The 20,329-nt window shown below is 50.0% G+C and carries 13 protein-coding genes; 4 read left to right on the forward strand and 9 right to left on the reverse strand.

Translation table 11 applies throughout. The features are described from left to right. Positions 1-33: 33 nt before the first annotated feature. From F4Y64_01230 to F4Y64_01245, 4 genes are all read right to left on the reverse strand, one after another. Positions 34-915 (reverse strand): hypothetical protein, encoded by an 882-nt coding sequence (locus F4Y64_01230; GenBank protein ID MXX96223.1) that lies wholly within the window; start codon positions 913-915, stop codon positions 34-36. Between the two features lie 101 nt (positions 916-1,016). Beyond that, positions 1,017-2,210, reverse strand: a complete 1,194-nt coding sequence (locus F4Y64_01235) for a hypothetical protein (GenBank protein MXX96224.1) — start codon at positions 2,208-2,210, stop codon at positions 1,017-1,019. After that, entirely contained in the window at positions 2,152-4,251 is a 2,100-nt protein-coding gene (locus tag F4Y64_01240) for a RecQ family ATP-dependent DNA helicase (protein MXX96225.1), read from the reverse strand. The genes F4Y64_01235 and F4Y64_01240 overlap by 59 nt, the downstream gene beginning before the upstream one ends. Positions 4,252-4,257: 6 nt before the next feature. Beyond that, positions 4,258-6,654, reverse strand: coding sequence for a zinc-dependent metalloprotease (locus tag F4Y64_01245; GenBank protein MXX96226.1), 2,397 nt, complete (start codon positions 6,652-6,654; stop codon positions 4,258-4,260). Positions 6,655-7,048: 394 nt separating this feature from the next. Here F4Y64_01245 and atpD point away from each other — a divergent pair, with 394 nt between their 5' ends. Genes atpD through F4Y64_01260 form a run of 3 tightly spaced genes read left to right on the forward strand, consistent with a single transcriptional unit; the run spans position 7,049 to position 9,815 of the window. Beyond that, positions 7,049-8,536, forward strand: a complete 1,488-nt coding sequence (gene atpD / locus F4Y64_01250; protein MXX96227.1) for a F0F1 ATP synthase subunit beta — start codon at positions 7,049-7,051, stop codon at positions 8,534-8,536. Further along, complete coding sequence (atpC, locus tag F4Y64_01255) at positions 8,533-8,949, forward strand: ATP synthase F1 subunit epsilon (GenBank protein MXX96228.1); 417 nt, start codon at positions 8,533-8,535, stop codon at positions 8,947-8,949. The genes atpD and atpC overlap by 4 nt, the downstream gene beginning before the upstream one ends. A 17-nt stretch (positions 8,950-8,966) precedes the next feature. Beyond that, positions 8,967-9,815, forward strand: a complete 849-nt coding sequence (locus F4Y64_01260) for a DUF3078 domain-containing protein (protein ID MXX96229.1) — start codon at positions 8,967-8,969, stop codon at positions 9,813-9,815. Here F4Y64_01260 and F4Y64_01265 read toward each other — a convergent pair. From F4Y64_01265 to F4Y64_01285, 5 genes are all read right to left on the reverse strand, one after another. Continuing rightward, complete coding sequence (locus F4Y64_01265) at positions 9,802-11,034, reverse strand: MFS transporter (protein MXX96230.1); 1,233 nt, start codon at positions 11,032-11,034, stop codon at positions 9,802-9,804. The two genes, F4Y64_01260 and F4Y64_01265, sit on opposite strands and share 14 nt — an antisense overlap. Positions 11,035-11,488: 454 nt before the next feature. Beyond that, positions 11,489-13,000 (reverse strand): FRG domain-containing protein, encoded by a 1,512-nt coding sequence (locus F4Y64_01270; GenBank protein ID MXX96231.1) that lies wholly within the window; start codon positions 12,998-13,000, stop codon positions 11,489-11,491. Between the two features lie 215 nt (positions 13,001-13,215). Continuing rightward, complete coding sequence (locus F4Y64_01275) at positions 13,216-14,541, reverse strand: site-specific DNA-methyltransferase (protein ID MXX96232.1); 1,326 nt, start codon at positions 14,539-14,541, stop codon at positions 13,216-13,218. A gap of 54 nt (positions 14,542-14,595) precedes the next feature. Beyond that, positions 14,596-15,267 (reverse strand): site-specific DNA-methyltransferase, encoded by a 672-nt coding sequence (locus F4Y64_01280; protein ID MXX96233.1) that lies wholly within the window; start codon positions 15,265-15,267, stop codon positions 14,596-14,598. Between the two features lie 11 nt (positions 15,268-15,278). Next, positions 15,279-17,996, reverse strand: a complete 2,718-nt coding sequence (locus F4Y64_01285; protein ID MXX96234.1) for a hypothetical protein — start codon at positions 17,994-17,996, stop codon at positions 15,279-15,281. A 595-nt stretch (positions 17,997-18,591) separates the two neighbouring features. Between F4Y64_01285 and recJ the strand changes: the two genes are divergently transcribed. After that, positions 18,592-20,325, forward strand: coding sequence for a single-stranded-DNA-specific exonuclease RecJ (gene recJ / locus F4Y64_01290; GenBank protein ID MXX96235.1), 1,734 nt, complete (start codon positions 18,592-18,594; stop codon positions 20,323-20,325). The last annotated feature ends 4 nt before the right edge of the window (positions 20,326-20,329 follow it).

Here is a 20,329-nt window from a genome sequence, read left to right on the forward strand (position 1 = left end):
TTTTTTCGACGGCTTCCTCTTTTTTCCGACCATCTATTTTGTCTTCCAAACTCTGATGCCCTTCTCCTTTAGCTCCTGACCCTCTGGAGTAGTCGGGCGACCATGTAGCAACCAGCAGTCCGATAAACGCTTCAAAGCTGCCCCTGTGGTCTTGAATCGGTCCTTTCTCAGTTTTGAATTTGAACCGTCAACATACAATATCTCCTCAGCAAATCCCGCTGCCAGTGAACTGACCATTGCTGTTTCACCGGATTCTTTCGACGCTTTCGGGCTTTGCGCCGTGACCATCACCAGTTGGTCGCTGCTGATTGCCTGGCGGTGGGCTTTTTTTAGGCGCTGCTTCAGTTCTCCATCGTGCAGCACCCAGATTACACGCCCCAGGCACTCTTGCACTGCCTCCACAATCTTACGGGCCATCTTGAGATGTCCAGCTACAACCACGGTCTGCCCCTGCTTCGTTGCGTCTGCAGCCACATCGCAAGCTTTCCCAATCCTTCCCTCTGGAATAGCATCCGGCCCGAAAATCGCCAACCCTTTGCTGGTTAGCAGGCTCTGATCTCCGGTTCCAAAAAGTAACGGCGGCGCATCATTGCGCATACTCGCTCGGATTGCTTTGGGATAATCTGAATCACTGCGAGCAAACACCCAATAACCTTTTCGCTGCCACTCCTCCAGGCAGAATCCAAGGTTAATCCGACGACCTAGCAGCCAACGAAGACGATCCGAACTAACTCCCGCAATCTCTGGCAAGGATTGAGCTTCAAGCAGGTCCCGGGGCCACTTCCCAGATCGGTAAAGAACCGTAGCTACCCGATTATACTCTGCGCCTCCGAGCGGCCTGAACTCCTCCTCCCCTCCTTGAAATGCACACAGAAGCAGGATCGCACGGGCATCATTCGTGAGAGAGTACTTCATTTTTTACCAGGACGATACATATGGCATAGTTGTATTTCCCAAGTCACCGGAATTCATTTGTACTGCGCGTTCCCATGCGCCCATATCTGTATCTGCATTGATTAAAATAGCTCAAGCTGTTCCTCAAATCTTACGGAAACCTTAATACTCGGAGTATCCGTCTTCTTTGCATCACTTTTTTCAGTTCCAGCATCCGCTTTCGACTCATCCTCTGCAGTGTCCTCAGTAACCAGTGATTTAGGGGGGTCCACCTGCGCCAATTCGCCTTCAGGCTCTGCCAATTGTGAAGGCTCGTGAGAACTGATTTCCGCACGATCTTCAAACAAACCTTCATGAACCGCCATCTCCATGTCAATCCATGAGGTTGCACCTGCCTTAAGCAGGCGTTCCGCTGCTGCGGTAGTTTGACCCATGCACCATACAAAGCACTTTCTCTGGTCCAGTACACGGTACATAGCATCTTCTAGGCAGTAACGATCCCCGCTAAGCTCTGTACCATCTATATACATCGCTGAATCACAAAGGGCCATGGCAATGCGTCCAACTTCCGGCTCCTGTGAGAGCGAACGTTTATCGGCAGGACTTCGCCCTGAGAGCATCATGAATTTACCCGCAGCTTTTGCTCGGCGAAATGATTTTCGGAGCGGCTCCCCAAATACTGGACCCTGAAGCACCCAAATAACAGATCCTCCGTGACCGATTCCGGATTCGGCGACCCCAGCCGAGATCGTCTGTTTGCCTGCCGCGATAGTGATACGATGACGCTGAGCACAAAAGGCGGCCATGGCTCGAGCGTGTTCATTGGACTGCTCCATGACCTGGTCCGGACCAATCACGGCCGTTGCAGCTCCATTCAGTAATTTGGGCTCTCCCACGCCAAAAAGCACTGGAGGGGCAAATGATCTAAGATGTTGACGAACTCGCTTTGGATAGGCAGCATCCCCCCGGCCAACGATCCAGTAATCTCTCCGCTGCCACTCTTCTAAATAGAATCCCAAGGTAATACTGCGGCCCAAGAGTGCGATCAAGCGGTCATCACTGAGTCCTGTTTGCCGGGCTGCCGTTTCCACACATGTTCGATCAATCAGATTCCCTGGCCGGTAGTCATTCTGATGGAGCCACCGCACAAGTACATTATACTCCCGAATCTCAAGGGGAAGGTGCTCTCCTTCTCCTCCAAGCCAAGTGCAGAGGAGCATCGTTACATTGGTGTCACCAGACAGTGGCCAAGTCATATTATTCAGCCAAATTTTGTTTGACCAATGCAGCTGGCAAAACCGCAGGGCAACCGTCATGGCGCAGAAGCGCTGCTAATGTTGTGACTGTCCAACCACTTACAATTATATCATCAATCAGGATTGTCGGCTGCTTACACGCCTTCTCCACTGTAAATGCATCTGCAATATTTCGAGCACGCTGGATCGGATTTTTTTGTCGGCTTTGCTGTCCCCCTATACCAGTCCTTGAAGCCGTGCGAACCAAACGCAAACCAAGTCGGTCCGCAACAACTCCTGCCAGAATTGGCACATGCTGTCTATCCCTGTGCGGTGGCACGTACGTGACACACCGAAACTTCGAGGCCTTTTTCTTCAACACCCTAACAAATGCCTCCACAACTTCATCAGAATACTGCTCCGCAAACCTCCTTTCGTTTAGAATCTGATCACTCAGACTTCCTTCAAAAGCTCTACAAAGAGCGATCCCCCACTTCGCACGGTACTCCGACCCGATTGTGCTCGTCTCATGAATCGGATGATTTGAGAGAAGGGAAAATGGCCAGTTCTGATTTGGACGGATACGTATTTCGCGCTTACCCATAAACTGTTCCGCTTCGCGAACCAATTCTTCTTTAGGTCGATATGACTTGTCTGCCCTGTTCGTACAGTTTCGGCATCGCCCACAGCGCGTTGCGGTCTGGTCATCTAGGGCACGCTGTAAAAATGCCATTAGGCATCCTCTGTGGTCCATGTACTCACGCATCTGTACTTGCTCACGCTCACGAATTTGCCGCAACCGGGCAATGGAATCCAGAGGGATCTGAAATCCATCTGCCTCTCCCGTTGCATACCATGCCCCCCGCTCCTTTATGACAGGAGAAGGAGATTCGAGTGAAGCAAGCTTGAGCACTTTTTCAATCCTGCTTTTTTTGAGATTGACCTGTAACATGATTTCGGGGAGAGTCAGTCCACCATCGGCCTCTTCCAGTATTCCAAGAACCTGATCAATCTCTTCTTGAGGAGGATAGGCGTTGTCCAAAAAGTAATCCGCAATTCGCTCGTCTTCTTTCCCCCACATCAAAAATCCGTACGCATCTTGAATACCTCGACCAGCCCGCCCCACCTGTTGGTAATAATGCACCACTGACCCCGGACGCTGATAATGGATGATGAACTTTAGGTCCGGCTTGTCAAAGCCCATTCCAAGAGCAATGGTTGCGACCAGAACTTTCAGCTCGTTCTTCAGGAGCGCCTCTTCCAACTCTTCCCGCTCTCCCGTATCTCCGTAGTAGGCTTTCGCATCAATCCCCCGGGATTTAAGCCAGTCAGCAACCAGATCCGCATCCTTGCGTGTGAGCACATAAATGATCCCACTTCCCGATAAATGCGGAATCGCCTGAGCAATCCACGCCAGCCTTGTCTGGGGATCTGTTAATTTGAGATTATGAAGTTGCAGACTGCGTCGGATCAGGCTCCCCCGTGTCACCTGAATGTCCTCCCCCAGTTGCCTGCGGACATCCTCAACCACCCGGTCATTTGCCGTCGCAGTCGTAGCAACAATCGCAGCTCCCTCGGGAATCATTTCCTGAACTCTGCGAATGCGCTGATAATCAGGCCGAAAATCATGCCCCCAATCAGAGATACAATGTGCTTCGTCAATAATCAGCATCCCAAATCCACCTTTCACCATCGGGAGCGTTCTTGAGAAAAATCCTTCATTTGCCAACCGCTCAGGTGTAACCATGAGCAGATCTACCTCATCTGACTTGAGTTCTTTATGGATTTCACCCCAGGAATCAAAATTATCCGAGGTCATCCTTCGCGCATTCAATCCGAGTGCGTCTGCTGCCAGTTCCTGGTTACGCATCAATGCCAAGAGGGGAGAAATCATAAGTGAAGGGCCCGCCCCTCGTTCCCGTCTGAGCTTGGTTGCAATCGTGTATACCATCGTTTTTCCCCAACCCGTACGCTGCACAATCAGGACCCGATTCCCGCTTACGGCCTGTTCGATACTTTCCCACTGACCGTCGTGAAACTCGGCCTCCTGATTGCCGACCGCATCACGAAGATAACCGGTGGCAATATCCCTGACGGTATCCGGATTCTTTAGAGATGGCATAGACGCTTAATGACTACACCAGTCAGTGGCAGTGGCATCAAGAAATGCATGTTGCATCTGACGACGTGCCTCAGAACCGATTGGAGACCCTGGGGGGATCCTGGTGCCGACTAGACGCTCTTCCGGCTCATATTCTCTAAAGAGATAGCGTTCAATATCGGCGAGCACCATCTGACGGTGGTAACGGGTTTCCCGATCATTCTGAGAGACTCTGCTGTCGGGAATCCACTCTGCAAACTCACGCAATCGCTCTGCGACCAAGGCTCTGACCGCAGGAGCGGCCTCCCGGTCACTGGCCAGTCCAATCAACTCATCAATCCATACCTGCTGTACTACACGCTGCAATTCAGCCTCGTACGGGTCATCCGCTACAGACACCCCCCAGACCACATCACTGACGAGTTCCATTACCCCGTGGAAATCAGGTAATGTGGCATCCCGATCCGTCTGATAGGCCATGCGAGCGGCACGCTCGGGGTTCAGAATTTGCGTAAATACCATGGTAGCAACTGCAGCAGCAGGAGTATAAGGGTCAAACGTCAAGCCCGTATGCCGCTGAAACAGTTCCCGGTGCATCGGGAATCCAGGTGGGCGCGGCGGCAAATTCAGCCGCATACTCTCTGGAACCCGGAGAGCCTCAGCCGAAACGACCTCCAGTAGCACCTCCAGTGCCTCTTCCTGAACCGCACCTTCAACCGGCTCAACCAATGCCTGTTGATCCCCACGCATCGCATAGGTGTAGGTCACGCCACCGAGTAATTTGGCGGTCGCCTCTATCTGGTAGCGATGTCGCAGGTAAAGCGGAACCAGAACTTCCTCCATGGTCGCCAATGGCTGACCTGTACGGATCACCTCCTCCCCAAAACGTGCCATAGCAGCTTCGCGGACCGCCATTTCATGGCGAAGGGCACGAACCATATCATCGCCGTTATCCCACAGATTAGAGAGCGGGTGTGCTGCACCAGTCGGGCGGGCATCCGCGTCGGTGATGTAATATAGTCCATCCTCCCATGCCCGCCGTAGGATCGCGTCCAGTAAAGCCCCCTCACTGTCGTCTGGCAGTGGCTGCGCGTACCCATAAGCAATTGCAACCTTGTCCCACTCACCGATACCAGTCGCGTACGCTGCCTCCAATTCAATTTCTCCGTTCTCATCCAGTACAGCATACGGGGCAGGATAATCCATTACAGATGCACGGCTATTGACCGAAGAGGCAAAATTATGACTGAGTCCCAACGTGTGCCCGACTTCATGTGCAGATAACTGTCGGATCCGTGCCAGTGACATAGATAGCATCGGATCCTCCGCTGAAAGGGAATCTCCATAAGGAGCCAAGAGCCCTTCGGCAATGAGATAATCCTGCCGCACCCTGAGTGAACCAAGTGAAACATGCCCCTTGATGATTTCACCGGTACGCGGATCTGTCACACTCGAACCGTAACTCCAGCCTCTGGTCGCACGGTGAACCCACTGGATCGTGTTGTATCGCACATCCATGGGATCCGCGTCCTCAGGGAGCATCTCAATGCGAAAAGCATTGGAAAACCCTGCTGCCTCAAATGCATCTGCCCACCACCGAGCACCATCTAGAAGTGCTCCCCTGACTGGTTCTGGCGTGCCCGGGTCCAGGTAATATATGATCGGAGATACCGGATCACTCATTACTGAATCCGAGTGCTGTTTAATCAGGCGATGCCGCCGGATATAGCGCTTCCTCATGTCCTCCCCGATCGGTGCTGCATAATCCATGTAACTGATCGAACCATACCCGGCCCCGGGATGGAAAACTCTCGGTGTGTACCCATCATCGGGCAGCATCACAAATGAATGCCTCACGCTCAAAGTTACCGAATAGGGGTCCGCTGCCACATCACGTACATAACGGCCGGGAGCTGTGGATGTAAAAGTGATTCGCGCTTCCATCTCTGTGTTATTTGGAAATGCTTTGAGCATAGATGGAACCGGAGCACTGCGACTCTTATCCAGGCTGAAGCTCCCCTGCTGTGCACCCCGAAGTCTGCGAACAACGTCGTTCGCATCCCGAACAACGAAATCCGTCGCATTCACAAGTACTCTCCCGGCTTCCTCCGCTTCCACCTTGAACCCCCAGATAATCGCTTCGGCAAAGGCTTCACGTACCGATGCACGCTCTGCCTCTGATTCAGAATCGGCGCGATAGCGCAGATTCGGCATGACCAATAGGATTTTGGGACCGCTGCGCTCAAAGCGGACCAGACGTGTACTGCCCAGTTGGCTCCGATCCAGTCCAATATCGTTCGACCCCAATCCCGCAGGCATCGAGGTCACATAAATAAATTCCTGCTCCAGGGCAGGTATTTCCAGGTAGATCTCTCCACTGGCTGAATTCCAGTATATCGGAAAAAATCCGTCGCGTTTATCCATGCCCGATGTTTTCTCGGTAATGGATGTGCCCCCCTGTCCGTACACTGGCACAGAGGCAAGGCATAATAGCATGTAAAGAAAGCGCATAGGGACATTCATGGTCAATTGAGTCTGTTGTGGACGAAATGGAATAAAGGGAAGGGATCTCGGTTCCATCCGCCTCGGCAATATAGATATTTCGCCGCTTGGTTCACGAACTGGAGCTTTGAACTCTAAAAATGAAGCCATTTTTCGCTAACCTCGTTAAACCGTGTTCCTGGTCAGCAACCCATCGCGATGAACGACCCTATCCGTCAAATTCACGGTTTATTTGAGCCATTACTGGATTCTTCAAAGGTCGGGTTTATCACAGAGTTGCGTATTTTTTCCGTTCAACAAAATCTCGCTTAATAACATGGCCTCAACTGGTCAAGTCGTACAGGTCGTGGGGCCTGTGGTTGACGTTGCCTTTTCCGCCGGAGAAGTTCCGGATATTCTGGATGCATTGGAAATTACTCGTGAAAATCAGGACGCGCTTGTACTTGAAGTACAGCAGCATCTGGGAGAAAACCGTGTGCGAGCCGTAGCCATGGACTCAACCGATGGGTTGATCCGCGGGGTTCCGGTCAACAATACCGGACAACCCATTGCGATGCCTATCGGAGGAGATATCCGGGGGCGTCTGTTTAACGTAGTCGGCCGCGCCATTGACGGGTTACCCCAACCCGAGGCTGAAGGATCTCTGCCAATTCACCGCGAGCCACCCGCGTTCAGTGACCTGTCTACTAGTGTTGAGATGTTGGAGACCGGGATCAAGGTCGTAGATCTCATTCAACCGTATTCGCGTGGCGGCAAGATTGGCCTCTTTGGTGGTGCAGGTGTCGGCAAGACGGTCCTCATCATGGAATTGATCAACAACATTGCAAAGGCACACGAAGGTCTGTCCGTCTTTGCCGGGGTTGGGGAACGTACTCGTGAAGGTAATGACCTGCTCCGCGAAATGATTGAGAGCGGTGTGATGCAGTACGGGGAAGAGTTCCAGCATGCATTGGAGGAAGGAAACTGGGACCTCTCCAAGGTTGACATGGACAAGATTAAGGAAAGCAGTATCAGCCTGATCTTTGGTCAGATGAATGAGCCTCCTGGTGCACGTGCACGTGTCGCTCTGAGTGGCTTAACGGTTGCGGAGTATTTCCGTGACCTGGGGGGCCGCGATGTGCTGCTGTTTATTGACAATATCTTCCGGTTTACCCAGGCAGGCTCTGAAGTCAGTGCCCTTCTGGGACGGATGCCCAGTGCGGTAGGCTATCAGCCCACCCTAGCCACCGAGATGGGTGAGCTACAGGAACGGATTACCTCCACCAAAAGCGGATCTATTACCTCTGTGCAGGCAATTTACGTACCGGCAGACGACCTCACAGATCCTGCACCGGCCACAGCATTCGCACACCTGGATGCAACCACCGTACTGTCCCGCCGCATTGCCTCTCTGGGGCTCTATCCGGCAATCGATCCTCTTGACTCCAACTCTACGATCCTGACTCCGCGTGTGGTCGGCGACGAGCACTACACCACCGCGCAGGATGTAAAGCAGTTATTGCAGCGCTACAAAGAGTTGCAGGATATCATTGCCATCCTCGGAATGGATGAGCTTTCCGACGAAGACAAGCTTGTCGTCCAGCGTGCCCGTCGTGCAGAACGGTATATGAGCCAGCCCTTCTTTGTTGCGGAGCAGTTTACTGGAGCGAAAGGGAAATACGTCAAGATTGCGGACACGATCAAAGGGTTCCGTATGATCCTCTCTGGGGAGTTGGATCATTTGCCAGAGTCTGCCTTCACCTACAAGGGCACGATTGATGAGGTTATCGAGGATGGCGAACGCAAGCTTGCTGAAGCATCATGAGCGAAGATCAGCGGCTGCTTCGGGTTGACATCGTTGCGCCTGACAAGCGCGTGTTTCAGGGATACGCAAAAGGCCTTCGTGCTCCCGGCGCAGACGGAAATTTTCAGATCCTGTACAATCATGCTCCCATGATTTCTTCCTTGAATGTGGGGCCTCTGATCTTAACACTGGCCGACGCAGAAAAGGCATCCTTCGCCACCAGCGGAGGCTTCATTGAGGTGATTGGAAACATCGTCACGGTTCTCGCAGAAACCGCAGAGCCGGCATCTGACATTGACACGGACCGCGCACAGAAAGCAGAACAGCGGGCACTGGAGCGCCTTAGAAGTGGATCTGGAGACGTTGACCGGATCCGGGCAGAACGAGCTTTGGAGCGTGCTCGTAACCGCCTCCGCGTCAGCATGGCCCACTAACCTTATTCACAGTCTTCGTGTATAGACTCACCTTGTTATTGGTCCTTTTGGGATCCGCTGCGCCGAGTAGTACTGCGCAGTCCGACTCCACCTGGACTACCGAGGTGCAAGGATCGGTTTCCTTTACCCAGGTTGGATTCCGGCGATGGCACGATGGCGGCGTAAGTTCTCTTGCATTGGGGACAGGCATCCATGCTCAGGCAACCAGGATTTCTGGAAGAGCCCCACAGGAGCATGAGGTCCGCCTCGCGTTTGGAATCGTAAAACAGAATGGGATTGAACTGCGCAAGTCGGAGGATCTGATTCATGTGCGAAGTGCAGTCAGCTTTTCTGAAGTCCCTGTCTTCGGGCGGCTAAGTCCTGCTATCACGTTCGATTTTCGATCCCAGTTTGCGGATGGCTATCAGTACAACGAGACAGACTCGGGGACAGATGCTCTGAGAATTTCTGGATTTTTATCTCCTGCAACCTTCACGCAGTCCATTGGCCTGGATTACCCAGTCAAGACCTGGCTTGATCTGCAACTGGGGATCGCTGCCAAGGAAACCATCGTCACCATTCGCAGCCTGCGCGGTCGCTACAAGGTATCCCCGGACACACCTTTTCGCTGGCAGATGGGGATTGCGGGGCTGTTCATTTTTGATCGAACGATCTTCCCCAATGTGGATCTGAAGTCAACTCTGACCCTCTTTATTGCTTTCAACCAGCAATCACCTGACACGATCTGGGAGACCTTACTGACCATGAAGGTGAATTCATGGCTTCAGGTCAACGCGGAATACACTGCACTCTTCGACAGAGACCTGTCCCCTTACATCCAGCGGAAGCAGTCCTTGGCCGCCGGGATCTCATTCAAGCTTCTGTAGGCTCTGGAAGCAGACGCCAGACCACCCAGGCCATGAGAACGACTGCAATGGTCGCTGCAAGCACATTGTATGGGAAGCCCGGGTGTTCATAAAACCACCCGGCCGCAGCCGTTGCCACCCCCAATCCAAGCTGCCCGGATGCAATGGCCAGTCCCATCATGGAACCCCGTTGCGTGTGTGCTGTGAGTGCCGTCAGCAGTGCCATGATCGGCCCGGTACGCATGGCCCCCAAAATCAATATCACTGCAGTGAACACGGCCGCACTAGTAAATCCTCGCACCCAAAAGGTCACAAATGGAAGCACAAGGGTCAGAGCCCCGCATGCAAAGATCAAGATTGGCTTCCGTCCGAAGCGGTCCGAAAGAACTCCACCCGAGGTCGTCCCTACAACAATTCCGATTCCCGCGATCACAAACAGCAGGGCCAGTTGCTGTATCGAAATTCCCACATCCTCTTCCAGCCATTTTGGGAAAAAGAACAGGAATACGCCGAGACTTGCAAAGAGAAGGAAATAAATTACAACCCCTGCACACGGCCCTCGGCTCTGCAAAAGTGTGGCATAGGTTCTCAGCACAGCGGGAATGGAAAATGGCACCTCATCATACTTCACGTTGGACTGCGGCAAATACCACCAGGCCATTGCACTCGCCAAGACCATCAACCCACCGAAAACAATGAATGGAGTCTGAAATCCATAGGCGTTTGCTAATAGAATCCCTGCTGGCATCCCAAGGATCTGACCACATGCCACGCCGGTCAGGATCCACCCGGTGGCCCACCCGCGACGTTTGTAGGGAAAGTAGTCACCCACAAATGCGACCATACTACCACTGTATACCCCTGTCGCCATTCCAGTGAGCGCACGCATGACCAAGAGTGACTCGTAGTGAACTGCTACTCCATGTAATAACAGTACCGCAGCAATGAGGGCGGTTCCGACAACTAGTACACGACGTCGTCCTACACGATCAGAGATCGGGCCTACGATCAGTGTGGAGAAAGCTAATACAACTGAATAGGCGGTGCCCAAAAAGCCAAGTGCAAAGTCTGTCGGAGGAGTCCGATTGAGGAGTTCATCCTGAATGATTGGTAAAAGGGGTGACACAATAAAGAGCTGGCAGCTTACGATGAACGCAGTCAGCCACAGCGGAGCGATTATGAAAAATGGATGGAGCCTGTCTTCAAGAACGGGAGTATCCAATGAAATTTCTTTTGTCACCGTTGTTGGAATTATATAGAGTTCGGTTGACAGATGGTACGATTACAAACACGCAGGATTACATCCATCGACTTGAATCCCCACGCCCGCGAGCATATACATGCCCAAATCTACGAAACCCATTTACTATTCTTCCCGAACTTGATATACAATCAAGAAATCCTCCTCTTTGTCATCCACGGCATAGTCCCCGCCTTGTTGAATCACACGTAGATTCGTGTTGGTAATGAGTTGGACTCGGCCAAAGAAATGTTGATGCACCATGCATATATGTCTCCTCTGGCGAATCCGAAAGCTCAATGTTTGTCTAGCATACCAACTATTCGACTCACCATAGTCTGATTCCCTTACTCTACAGCAGTGTGACCATTTTAGTGAAAAACATTCATGCTTCTTGTTTGAAAAATCATCCTCAACCCTCTAATATCATTCTTGAATCAAGAAAAAGAGCAAATTACCTCGTCTGTGTCCCGCGAAAGTTACCATAATTCCGTGTTTTTCCTGATTCCTGGAAACCAGATTCTGGTAATGACGAATATTCATCAATTATTGCTTTGGCTGACTCATCAAGACTAGGAAGCAGTGTTTCTCGGGTGATGTTGACTAAATCGAGTTGATGCAAAATTCTCTCCTTATCCTTTGTTGTCGGTATCTCCCAAGTGTGATGGCCATAAATCGGAACCCCTGAGGTGAAATTTAGAACCTCATTGCGTTCAAATCTTTCGTGAAATGCCGAGATAAGGAAGGCACCGGATTGCGCCTGGATGCGCTCAAAAGATTGCTCGGGCTCTACAACAAATACCCTATAAAAATCCTTAGGGTCAATGCGATCATCGAAATATGGCTTTTCCTCTCGAATCAGCTGGTAAAGACGGCGCAGAGCATCCAGGTAAGTATCTCGATAACTGAGGTATGACTCCCTACCCTTTGTGCCTTGCGGCGTCCAACCTAATAGTATATTTTGAACTTCCCGTGGAAGTTTAGCAAAATTGGCAATAATTGATACCGTATCACTGTTGAAGGGTTTAACCAATTCCCTGGGCAAGGAGAATACATGTAATATCCCGGGGTTTGGTTTATTGTAATCTGCATCTAGACAAGACCAGAACAATGCTACCAGTGGATTACGTGTAATATCAAGGAGTCTGGTTTTGAGTCCATGGTGCTGGGCGATCACCCATTGGGCCATAGCTGATCGGGTGCCTTCAAAATCTTTTGGCCGCCTTGCCATGAGGTCGAGAAGCATTTTCCCCTCGTTGGCACGGAGCCTGAATTTTCCCTCTTGTGATTGTCGCATCACTGAGGGTCGCAAATCCCAACCACTTACGGCCTCACCTCGGAAAAACAAAATCGCATCGGGGAGATGCGATTTAATAACTCTGCATGCCTCAAGAAAATCTTCTATGCATTCAACGGTAGCAGTAGAAATCCATGTTTCCTCATAGGATGGGAATGACATATGCTCGGGAAACATTAAAGCTTCCCAAGGCCTTGACCCTCTTAAATCTGTACCCACAAGGTTAGCCGTTGTAAGATCTACTCCTTTAAGAGATATATTTGATAAGCGAGCTCCCTTGAAGTTAGTATCATAGCTGAATTTCGCATTTGTGACATATCCTCCTGAAAGATCTGTCCCTTGAAGGTCAGCACCCGTAAAGTCAGCATCTTTAAATCTTGAATTAGAAAGATCAGCCCCCCTTAGGTCGGCAAAGTGGAACGTCGCTCCCCTGTAATCTCCTCCATCATCAAAAGGAAGACCCGCTAAAATGGCCTTACTCAAGTTAGCCCTATTGAGATTAATTCCGGGAAGAGAAACATGGCCATTGTTATTCACAAGTCCCGCGTTATGGCACTCCCTGTATATATGCACACCTGAGAGATCTGGAATGAAAGGTTGGATTGCCCGCCTTTTGTTCCAACTAGAGACTCCCTCCAGGATCCATTGGAGATGCTGTCGATTCGCCATGTAACTTTCTGATTTATTTCGCTATGTTCCCACTCTATACTCTGCTTGTATGCTGATAAAAACTTCTCGGACACACCAGGGGTCGAGACAAGGTGCTATTGCTCGCACCAGCCATTCTCTCGACCTTTCCCATCCCGAACTGACTTAACCCGAGCTCATTTGATCTTGCAAGAGCAACGTAGTAGACAGCACAAGAATGAGACCCCCTAATCCTTCTAAACCGTACGGAGATTGTCACCAAATGCGTTTCGAAGTGTCCAGTTTTTCGCGGTGCAGAGGGCCCGTCTGGACAAGATGAGTTGATCCTCTGGATACCGTTCAGCCAAGATCCTAACGTTCTTCTCTTGCAGCTCAACATCAAGGCAGAGAAGCGCGCCTTTTCCGTTGCCGGACAAGCGGTAAACCGTATTCCCCGGGAATCGTCTCTTCATGTGCTCAAGTGTGTAAAACAGACCATAGCCGTTTTTCAACGAGATTTCGGTGATGATGTCAGCAATCTCATTTTTGTCAAAAATTCTGGGCTGGCTGGCGGTCTCAAGATGCTTCCTCAGTGCGGCTACATTTTCCTTCTCTGACTTGGATGGGTCGAATTCAAAGTGATTTTCCGGAAAATAGCTTTCAGTGAGACGATAGACACGAAAGCCCACGTCAAGTATACTTCCACTATCTTCAATTCTCCTCCTCCCCGCTTTCTCCAAACGGTCAATGCAGAGTTCCGCAATTGTCTTATGCCCAGCTTTGTACGCGCTATGCTTTTCGTTAATGCGTTCGGGAATTTGAACCAAGATGAATCGTACATCTTTGTGACTCTCAGAATTCATTTCCATGATCGCCTGACCTGCCGTACCGGACCCAGCAAAGAAATCTAAAACTAGATCTCCGTTGCCTACAACTCCGGTCATCAGGCGCTTTGCAACCTCAACAGGCTTGGGATTTTCAAAGTGAATCCCCATCTTCTTTAGTGAAGCATCATCACTAGATCCGTAGTACAGCAGGGAAGCAAGGTTCTCCGACATATTTTCCTCAAGAATGTATTTGCGTCGGGGCTGCGTAGTCTCATTTACTCCAAACACAATACGGCCTTGATTCAGAAGTTTCTTCATGGTTCCTGGTGGATTGCGCCATCCTTTGGCGGGGACGGGGCAAGGTTTGCCCACTACGGGATGCTGCAATGGCATAAAGTATTCCCTCGGTGCCTGCTTATTGTTGGGCCAGGCCATGGATACCGTCTGAAAAACTTTGCCTTCGTCGTCAATGTGTTTGTATGCTGCTTCCCCACCAGACAGAGCTGTACCCTGCGAGGCCAGCCACTTCTGATAGTCCTGATTCGCATCCTCCAGAGTATATTCTTCTTCGTAATCCTTTGTCTCACTTAAGCCAAGTATACTTAGAGCCTCGGATACACGGGGTGGCACTATTTTCTGACCGACAAAGGAAAAATAATGAGCCGCCTTTTTCAACATGATTTCGGCATTTCTCTTGGGGACTGTCAATTCGTTGTGTTCTCTGAACGAGGCCAGATTTTTTGCAAATAGAAGAATAGATTCGTGCTGATATGAAACCTTCCCGCTGTCCCCTTTTGGGTTTCTTTTGTCCTAAATGATTTCACCAAGAAAGTTTGTGTTTCCGAATACATCTTCAAGCAAGATGCGCAATCTATGCCCCTCGTTCTCATCAATATGAATGATGACCACCCCGTCCTCTCGTAACAGACTTCTTGCCGCGTACAAGCGTGATTGCATCATGCTCAACCATTCAGAATGCCTCCTACCGCTGGTTTCGGCCAAAGCAACTAGCTTCACACCATCCTTGATTATTCCACTTTTCTGCCAATATGCCTCCCTCTTCTCGGCATAATTGTCTGGGTAGATAAAATCGCTGCCGGTGTTGTAGGGGGGATCAATATAGATGCATTTTACCTGTTCAAAATAAGTAGATTTCAAAAGCTTCAGGACTTCAAGATTATCACCTTCAATGAAAAGGTTCTTGGTCTGATCATAATTTACACTACGCCCTTTGTCAGCAACTAGGGTGGCTCGGCTCGGTGTAAAAGCTCGGTGTTTGGATTCTTGCTTCCCCACCCATTCAAAGCGGTATTTCTCTATCCCTCTAATTTTCTCCGAGGGAAAAAGTTGACGTACTGCAGCTTCATCGAGTTGCCCGTCTCCATCAAATAGGTCAGGCATAATTCGACGTAGTTCAGCAAGCCTCTCAGCATTCATATCTGGACTTGTGATGTTGATTCTTGGTACTTGATTCTCGGTCATACTGGACTAGCTTACTGGTCAAAAAATTTTTCTCTGACTGCCTTAAAGGCTTTATCATCAAAAGCTTTGGTATTGTTAACGGGGGCCAGATAGCTTCCCATTCCTAATGCCTCAAAGTACTTGATAGCGAATTGGATTTTCATCCGTTCATCCGGTCTCAGTTCGCACAGCTCGCTTGTACCCTTGGTTTCGACAACAAAATAAAACCCATCCTCCGCATCTGAATTGCCAAGATTTCGCTTTTCCATTACCAAAGCAAAATCGGGAGTGTAATTGCCAATCGGCGTTGGGATTTTGTATTTTTTGGGCAGTTTCAGAAACAAGCGCACGGTTGAATGATTGTCGAAAATGATCGCCAAATCTCTTTCTACATCGGACTCGGGAATGATATGGTCATAGAGACCGCGCTTCGGAGTCGGTGTCAGTTCACGCCTAGTTTCTTCCTCGTCGCCGAAGAATTCTTGTAGTGGTAGGATTGTGCCCGTCTTCTCATAGCGAATAAGTCTTACCAACTCGTGGCCTACAATCCGTCTCAAGCTTTTCGTGGCCTCCGCCATGAATTTTATTGGATTGCGAGCCAGCATAGCCAGTTGTGCATCCGGTAGTCCGGTTAGAATTGCAGCAATGGTCGTTGTTGCAAGTGCAGTATCGCGAGACAGTTCGTCAACCACATTGAGCGCAGCATTTTGGCCTTTAATGCTGACACGGGTTGCTCCTTCCAGTTCATCTTGAATCACATCATTTTTTATTGCTGACCATCTGTGTAGCGAAATGTTTAGCTCATTTTTTGCAATTCCTATCTCAGATAAGGCCTTAATTCCTTGCTCAATCAGACTTTTCTCACGAAAATGAACCATACACCGCGTTTCGGCGGCAATTTGACCCCAAAGACGCTTGAAAGTTTTTGATTTAACACGGTTGTCATTACGCCTGATTTTGGCTGGTGTGCGGTTCTCATCTCGCATCTCTGGTGCCTCTGCATGTTCGCCTAACTCCTCACGTAACTCGGTCTGATAGGTGATCACGAATGCCTGATAGCTCTCGTTCGGCACCACGGTCAAACGATTAATTTCTTGACCTTCCACGGTGCCCTCTGGATCACGATAGCGCCTGCCATCTTGCCGAATGCACAATCTAAGACCGCGCCCAATCTCCTGGCGCTTCTTGATCTGACTGATACTCTGATTGAGAGTGCAGATGGTGAACACATTGGGATTATCCCATCCAACACCTAGGGCAGAATGTGAGAAAATGAATTCAAGCGGATCATCAAAGGAAAGTAACTGCATTTTTTCCTTTAGAATCCGGTCATAGATAGCCTTACTGGCCTCACTTTCCATGGATTTTACATGATCGGTGTATTTGCCCTCACGAGTCTTCGCAAAGTATCCTCCATGGACTGCGTCAATATTGGTAGGATTCTGGCGATACTGCTGCTGGTAAAGGTTTTTGTACTCCTCCACAAACAGACGACGAATCAGTCCATCTGGCTGAATATAGTTGGCTACCCGATCAATGAAGAATAAGACAAGAGGCTTGATCCCCATAGGCACAAGCTGTTTCTTTCTACGGAAATGATTTTGGATTGAGTGGCGAATCTGCTGACGAAAAATTTCTTCCTTATCGCTGCCAGTCGTGCCTCCCTCATAAATCCGTTCACCGTTGTCAAACTTTATACAGCCCTCTCCACCAAAAACATCGGCCGTCCTAATATCTTCAACAATCCAGCCCGTATATACGGGGTTGTTGGTTTTCTTCACCAAGTCGTCCAGACGCCTAACAGTGACGGCCTTTTCCTTGACTTCTCCATCTTTCAAACGAACATTTAATAGTAGACTGGCTGTGGGACCTCCCTTGACAAGATTAAGACGACGGAATTTGATGGCCACATTGCTTTGCGTGTCGGTCTCATGGATAGAGAGAACGGCGATTTTCTTAACCAGTCCACTGTTATAGGCATCATAAGGTGTTAGGCGATTGATAACGTTTTTCGGGTGTCTGTGGGTCGCCGAATAGCGCAGTTTGAACAAAGGATTAAATGCGGCAAGCCGCTTCTGCATGTTCGGGGTATCCATGCCTTCCTGTGGCTCATCCATAATGATTATCGGCTGCACTTTTTGAAGTTGCTCTAACAGGTTTCCACTGTCCCGATCCTCGGCATTGATAATCTTGTTGTCACTGTCAAAAGCCTGCTTGTTCACCACTATGACGGACAAGTGATTGGTCGCGCAGAAATTCAGCACGTCAGACAAACGCCTACTATCGTACTTAATAACGGATGCGATCTCTCCGTAAATTTCCCAGAAATGCTGACGGGTATCACGCAAGGCGGCCAGAACACCTTCGCGGATCGCCACACTTGGCACCACGATCATGAATTTGTGTAAGCCGTATTGCTTATGAAGCTGGAAGATGGTCCGTATATAGACATAGGTCTTGCCCGTGCCGGTCTCCATCTCAATTGAAAAATCTGGCTCGTCGGTAGGGGCATATTCCTCTATATTTCTCTCCTCCGCCAGCTTGGCTACATTCGTTCGAATCTTCTCTGCATCTATGTACAACACGTTACCGGACACATCGCCTGCCCAAAGTTTTTCCTCCTGGTGGGTATAGGGAGCTCCTTCAAATACACGGATCACAGCGTCAACAGCGGCTGACTGGTGCTTGAGATTGGGTTCAAAATGAATGTGCATTGATGAACTTCTTTGCCATATTGTGTATGCTGACATCGTAGCCAACAAAAACCATATTGAAACTCATATTCTGAGGAGTATTTTGTAAAACTCTTCTTATTGCAATCAATGGCCCAGCTACCTAGGGCATTCATTGTCTAGTTGCTCTAGATTACATGAATAATTGGCGTGTGTTTGCGGTTTTTCGAACTTGGACGAATTGCTTCCAATTCCGACTTGAATGCAACGTATCAAAAATTTTGTGCATCGCTCCGATCTATGAACCTCACCGGTACGTGCAAAAACTACATGATTAGTTTTGGATCTAAACTGGACATGCTTACGAAACCCTAAATGCTCAACTAAACGCCCAAAATACGAAGTATGATTAGATACATCGGTCCATTGCTCTATTCGCAGCTACATGTACACTCAACTTTTTCGTGATATCTTCGGCTGTGAGCGGAATTGAAGATAAATCGCGAATGTGTGCTTTCCTAATCTTTTATAGGCAAGACCTTGATCGAAATAGACTTGGTCTATCCTCGGTCCGTGATGCTCTGGTATAATTCCTGTAATCTGTACGGAGAATCAGGCAAGAACCCGCGGATCGGTCGTATATTGGGGGCGTTATCGGAAGGTCATATACATCATGCGATGGATTGAGCGTCCCATCGAAAATCCAACCAATGTGCAGGTACTCAGTGATGCACTGAATTCATTACCAGAACCGCTCACACGCTTTTTGATTCTGCGCGGAGTTGATTCGCTAGATGCCGCGCGAGGTTACTTTCGTGCAACCAAAGAAGATCTTCACGATCCACACCTCTTGGCAGATGTGGACTTGGCTGCTGGGCGGATCGCGCGTGCCATCACAGAAAAAGAGAATGTCCTAGTATATGGGGACTTTGATGCCGATGGCGTGACTTCGACCGCACTCGTTCTGCAATTCCTGAAATCCCACGGGATTACAACCGCGTCCTACATCCCTCATCGCCAAAAAGAAAATCACGGATTTCACACCAGCGGAGTGGAACTGGCACGCGCAAAGGAATGCTCACTCATCATTGTCGTAGACTGCGGCACCAACGATGAGGAGACCGCACGACAGGCAAACAAGGCCGGGATTGACCTCGTAATCTGTGACCATCACGAGAATGAGGACAAACATCCCATCTGTCACGCTCATGTAAACCCGAATCGTAGAGGCTGCACCTACCCTGTCAAGGAGATTTCTGCCTGTGCGCTGGCCTACAAGATGATTCAAGTTACCTTTGAGGCCCTCGGCAAACCCGCCCACCTCGCGGACCAGTACCTTGATCTTGTTGCCATCTCCACGGTATGTGATATCATGCCCTTAGTTGGAGAAAACCGCGTTCTGGTACGGGAAGGGTTAAATCTCCTCCGCACATCAGAGCATCCCGGACTCACCACTCTTGTCTCTGTTTCAAAATGCAATCAAGAGCATCTGACCGCTACCGATATCGGGATGCAATTGGGGCCCCGACTCAATGCAGCCGGCCGACTGGCACATGCAGATCAGGCCTTAGCACTGCTGATGGTTGATGCGGAAGACGAAGCGCAAAAACTCGCCAAGCAGCTTGATGAGCTCAATGTGTCCCGAAAGACTCTTGCGGCAGAGCTACGCCCGGTGGCCAGCAAGCTCGCCCGAACACAACTGGCGGGTGAACACACCAGCGCCCTGGTGCTCTACCACCCGGATTGGCACCCTGGAATCCTGGGCTCTGCAGCCTCCCAAATGGTTCGAGAATTTGCCCGGCCAGCCGTGATGCTGACCGATGTTCCGAATTCGGACGGTGAGGAAATATTTGGCAGTGTGCGTACTTGGGGAGATATCCATATGCTGAAGGCTCTCACCGGCTGCCAGGACCTGTTAACTCGATTTGGAGGTCACGCAAAAGCGGCAGGACTCACGCTGAAGAAAGAAGATTTGCCTCTTCTTAGAGCACAACTTAATACTGAGGTGCTCTCCCAGATTGGAGATCAGAAGATTGAGACCTCCTTGGAATATGACGCCCGATTGCCCATGGAGATGATCCCGGGGAAATTTGAGCGTATACTCAAGCTATGCCAGCCCTTTGGCAAAGAAAATGAGGCTCCCCTGTTTCTTATGGAAAACCTGCATCCGACGTCTGTTCGTCTGCTACGTGGAGGGCATCACCTCAAAATGAAGCTGCGGTCCCCCGATTCTTCCACCGTCATGGACGCAATCGGCTTCCATCAGGGTCAGCACTACACGGTCGCAGAAGAAGCCCATGTACAACAGACGGGCCTAGACCTTCTGTGCTATGTGGAAGAGAATAGATGGAACGGGAGAGTCACCACACAACTCCGCATCGAAGCATTCCGTGCAAACACTAACTAAATCA

The organism is Rhodothermaceae bacterium, from assembly GCA_009838195.1.
GTDB lineage: Bacteria > Bacteroidota > Rhodothermia > Rhodothermales > Bin80 > Bin80.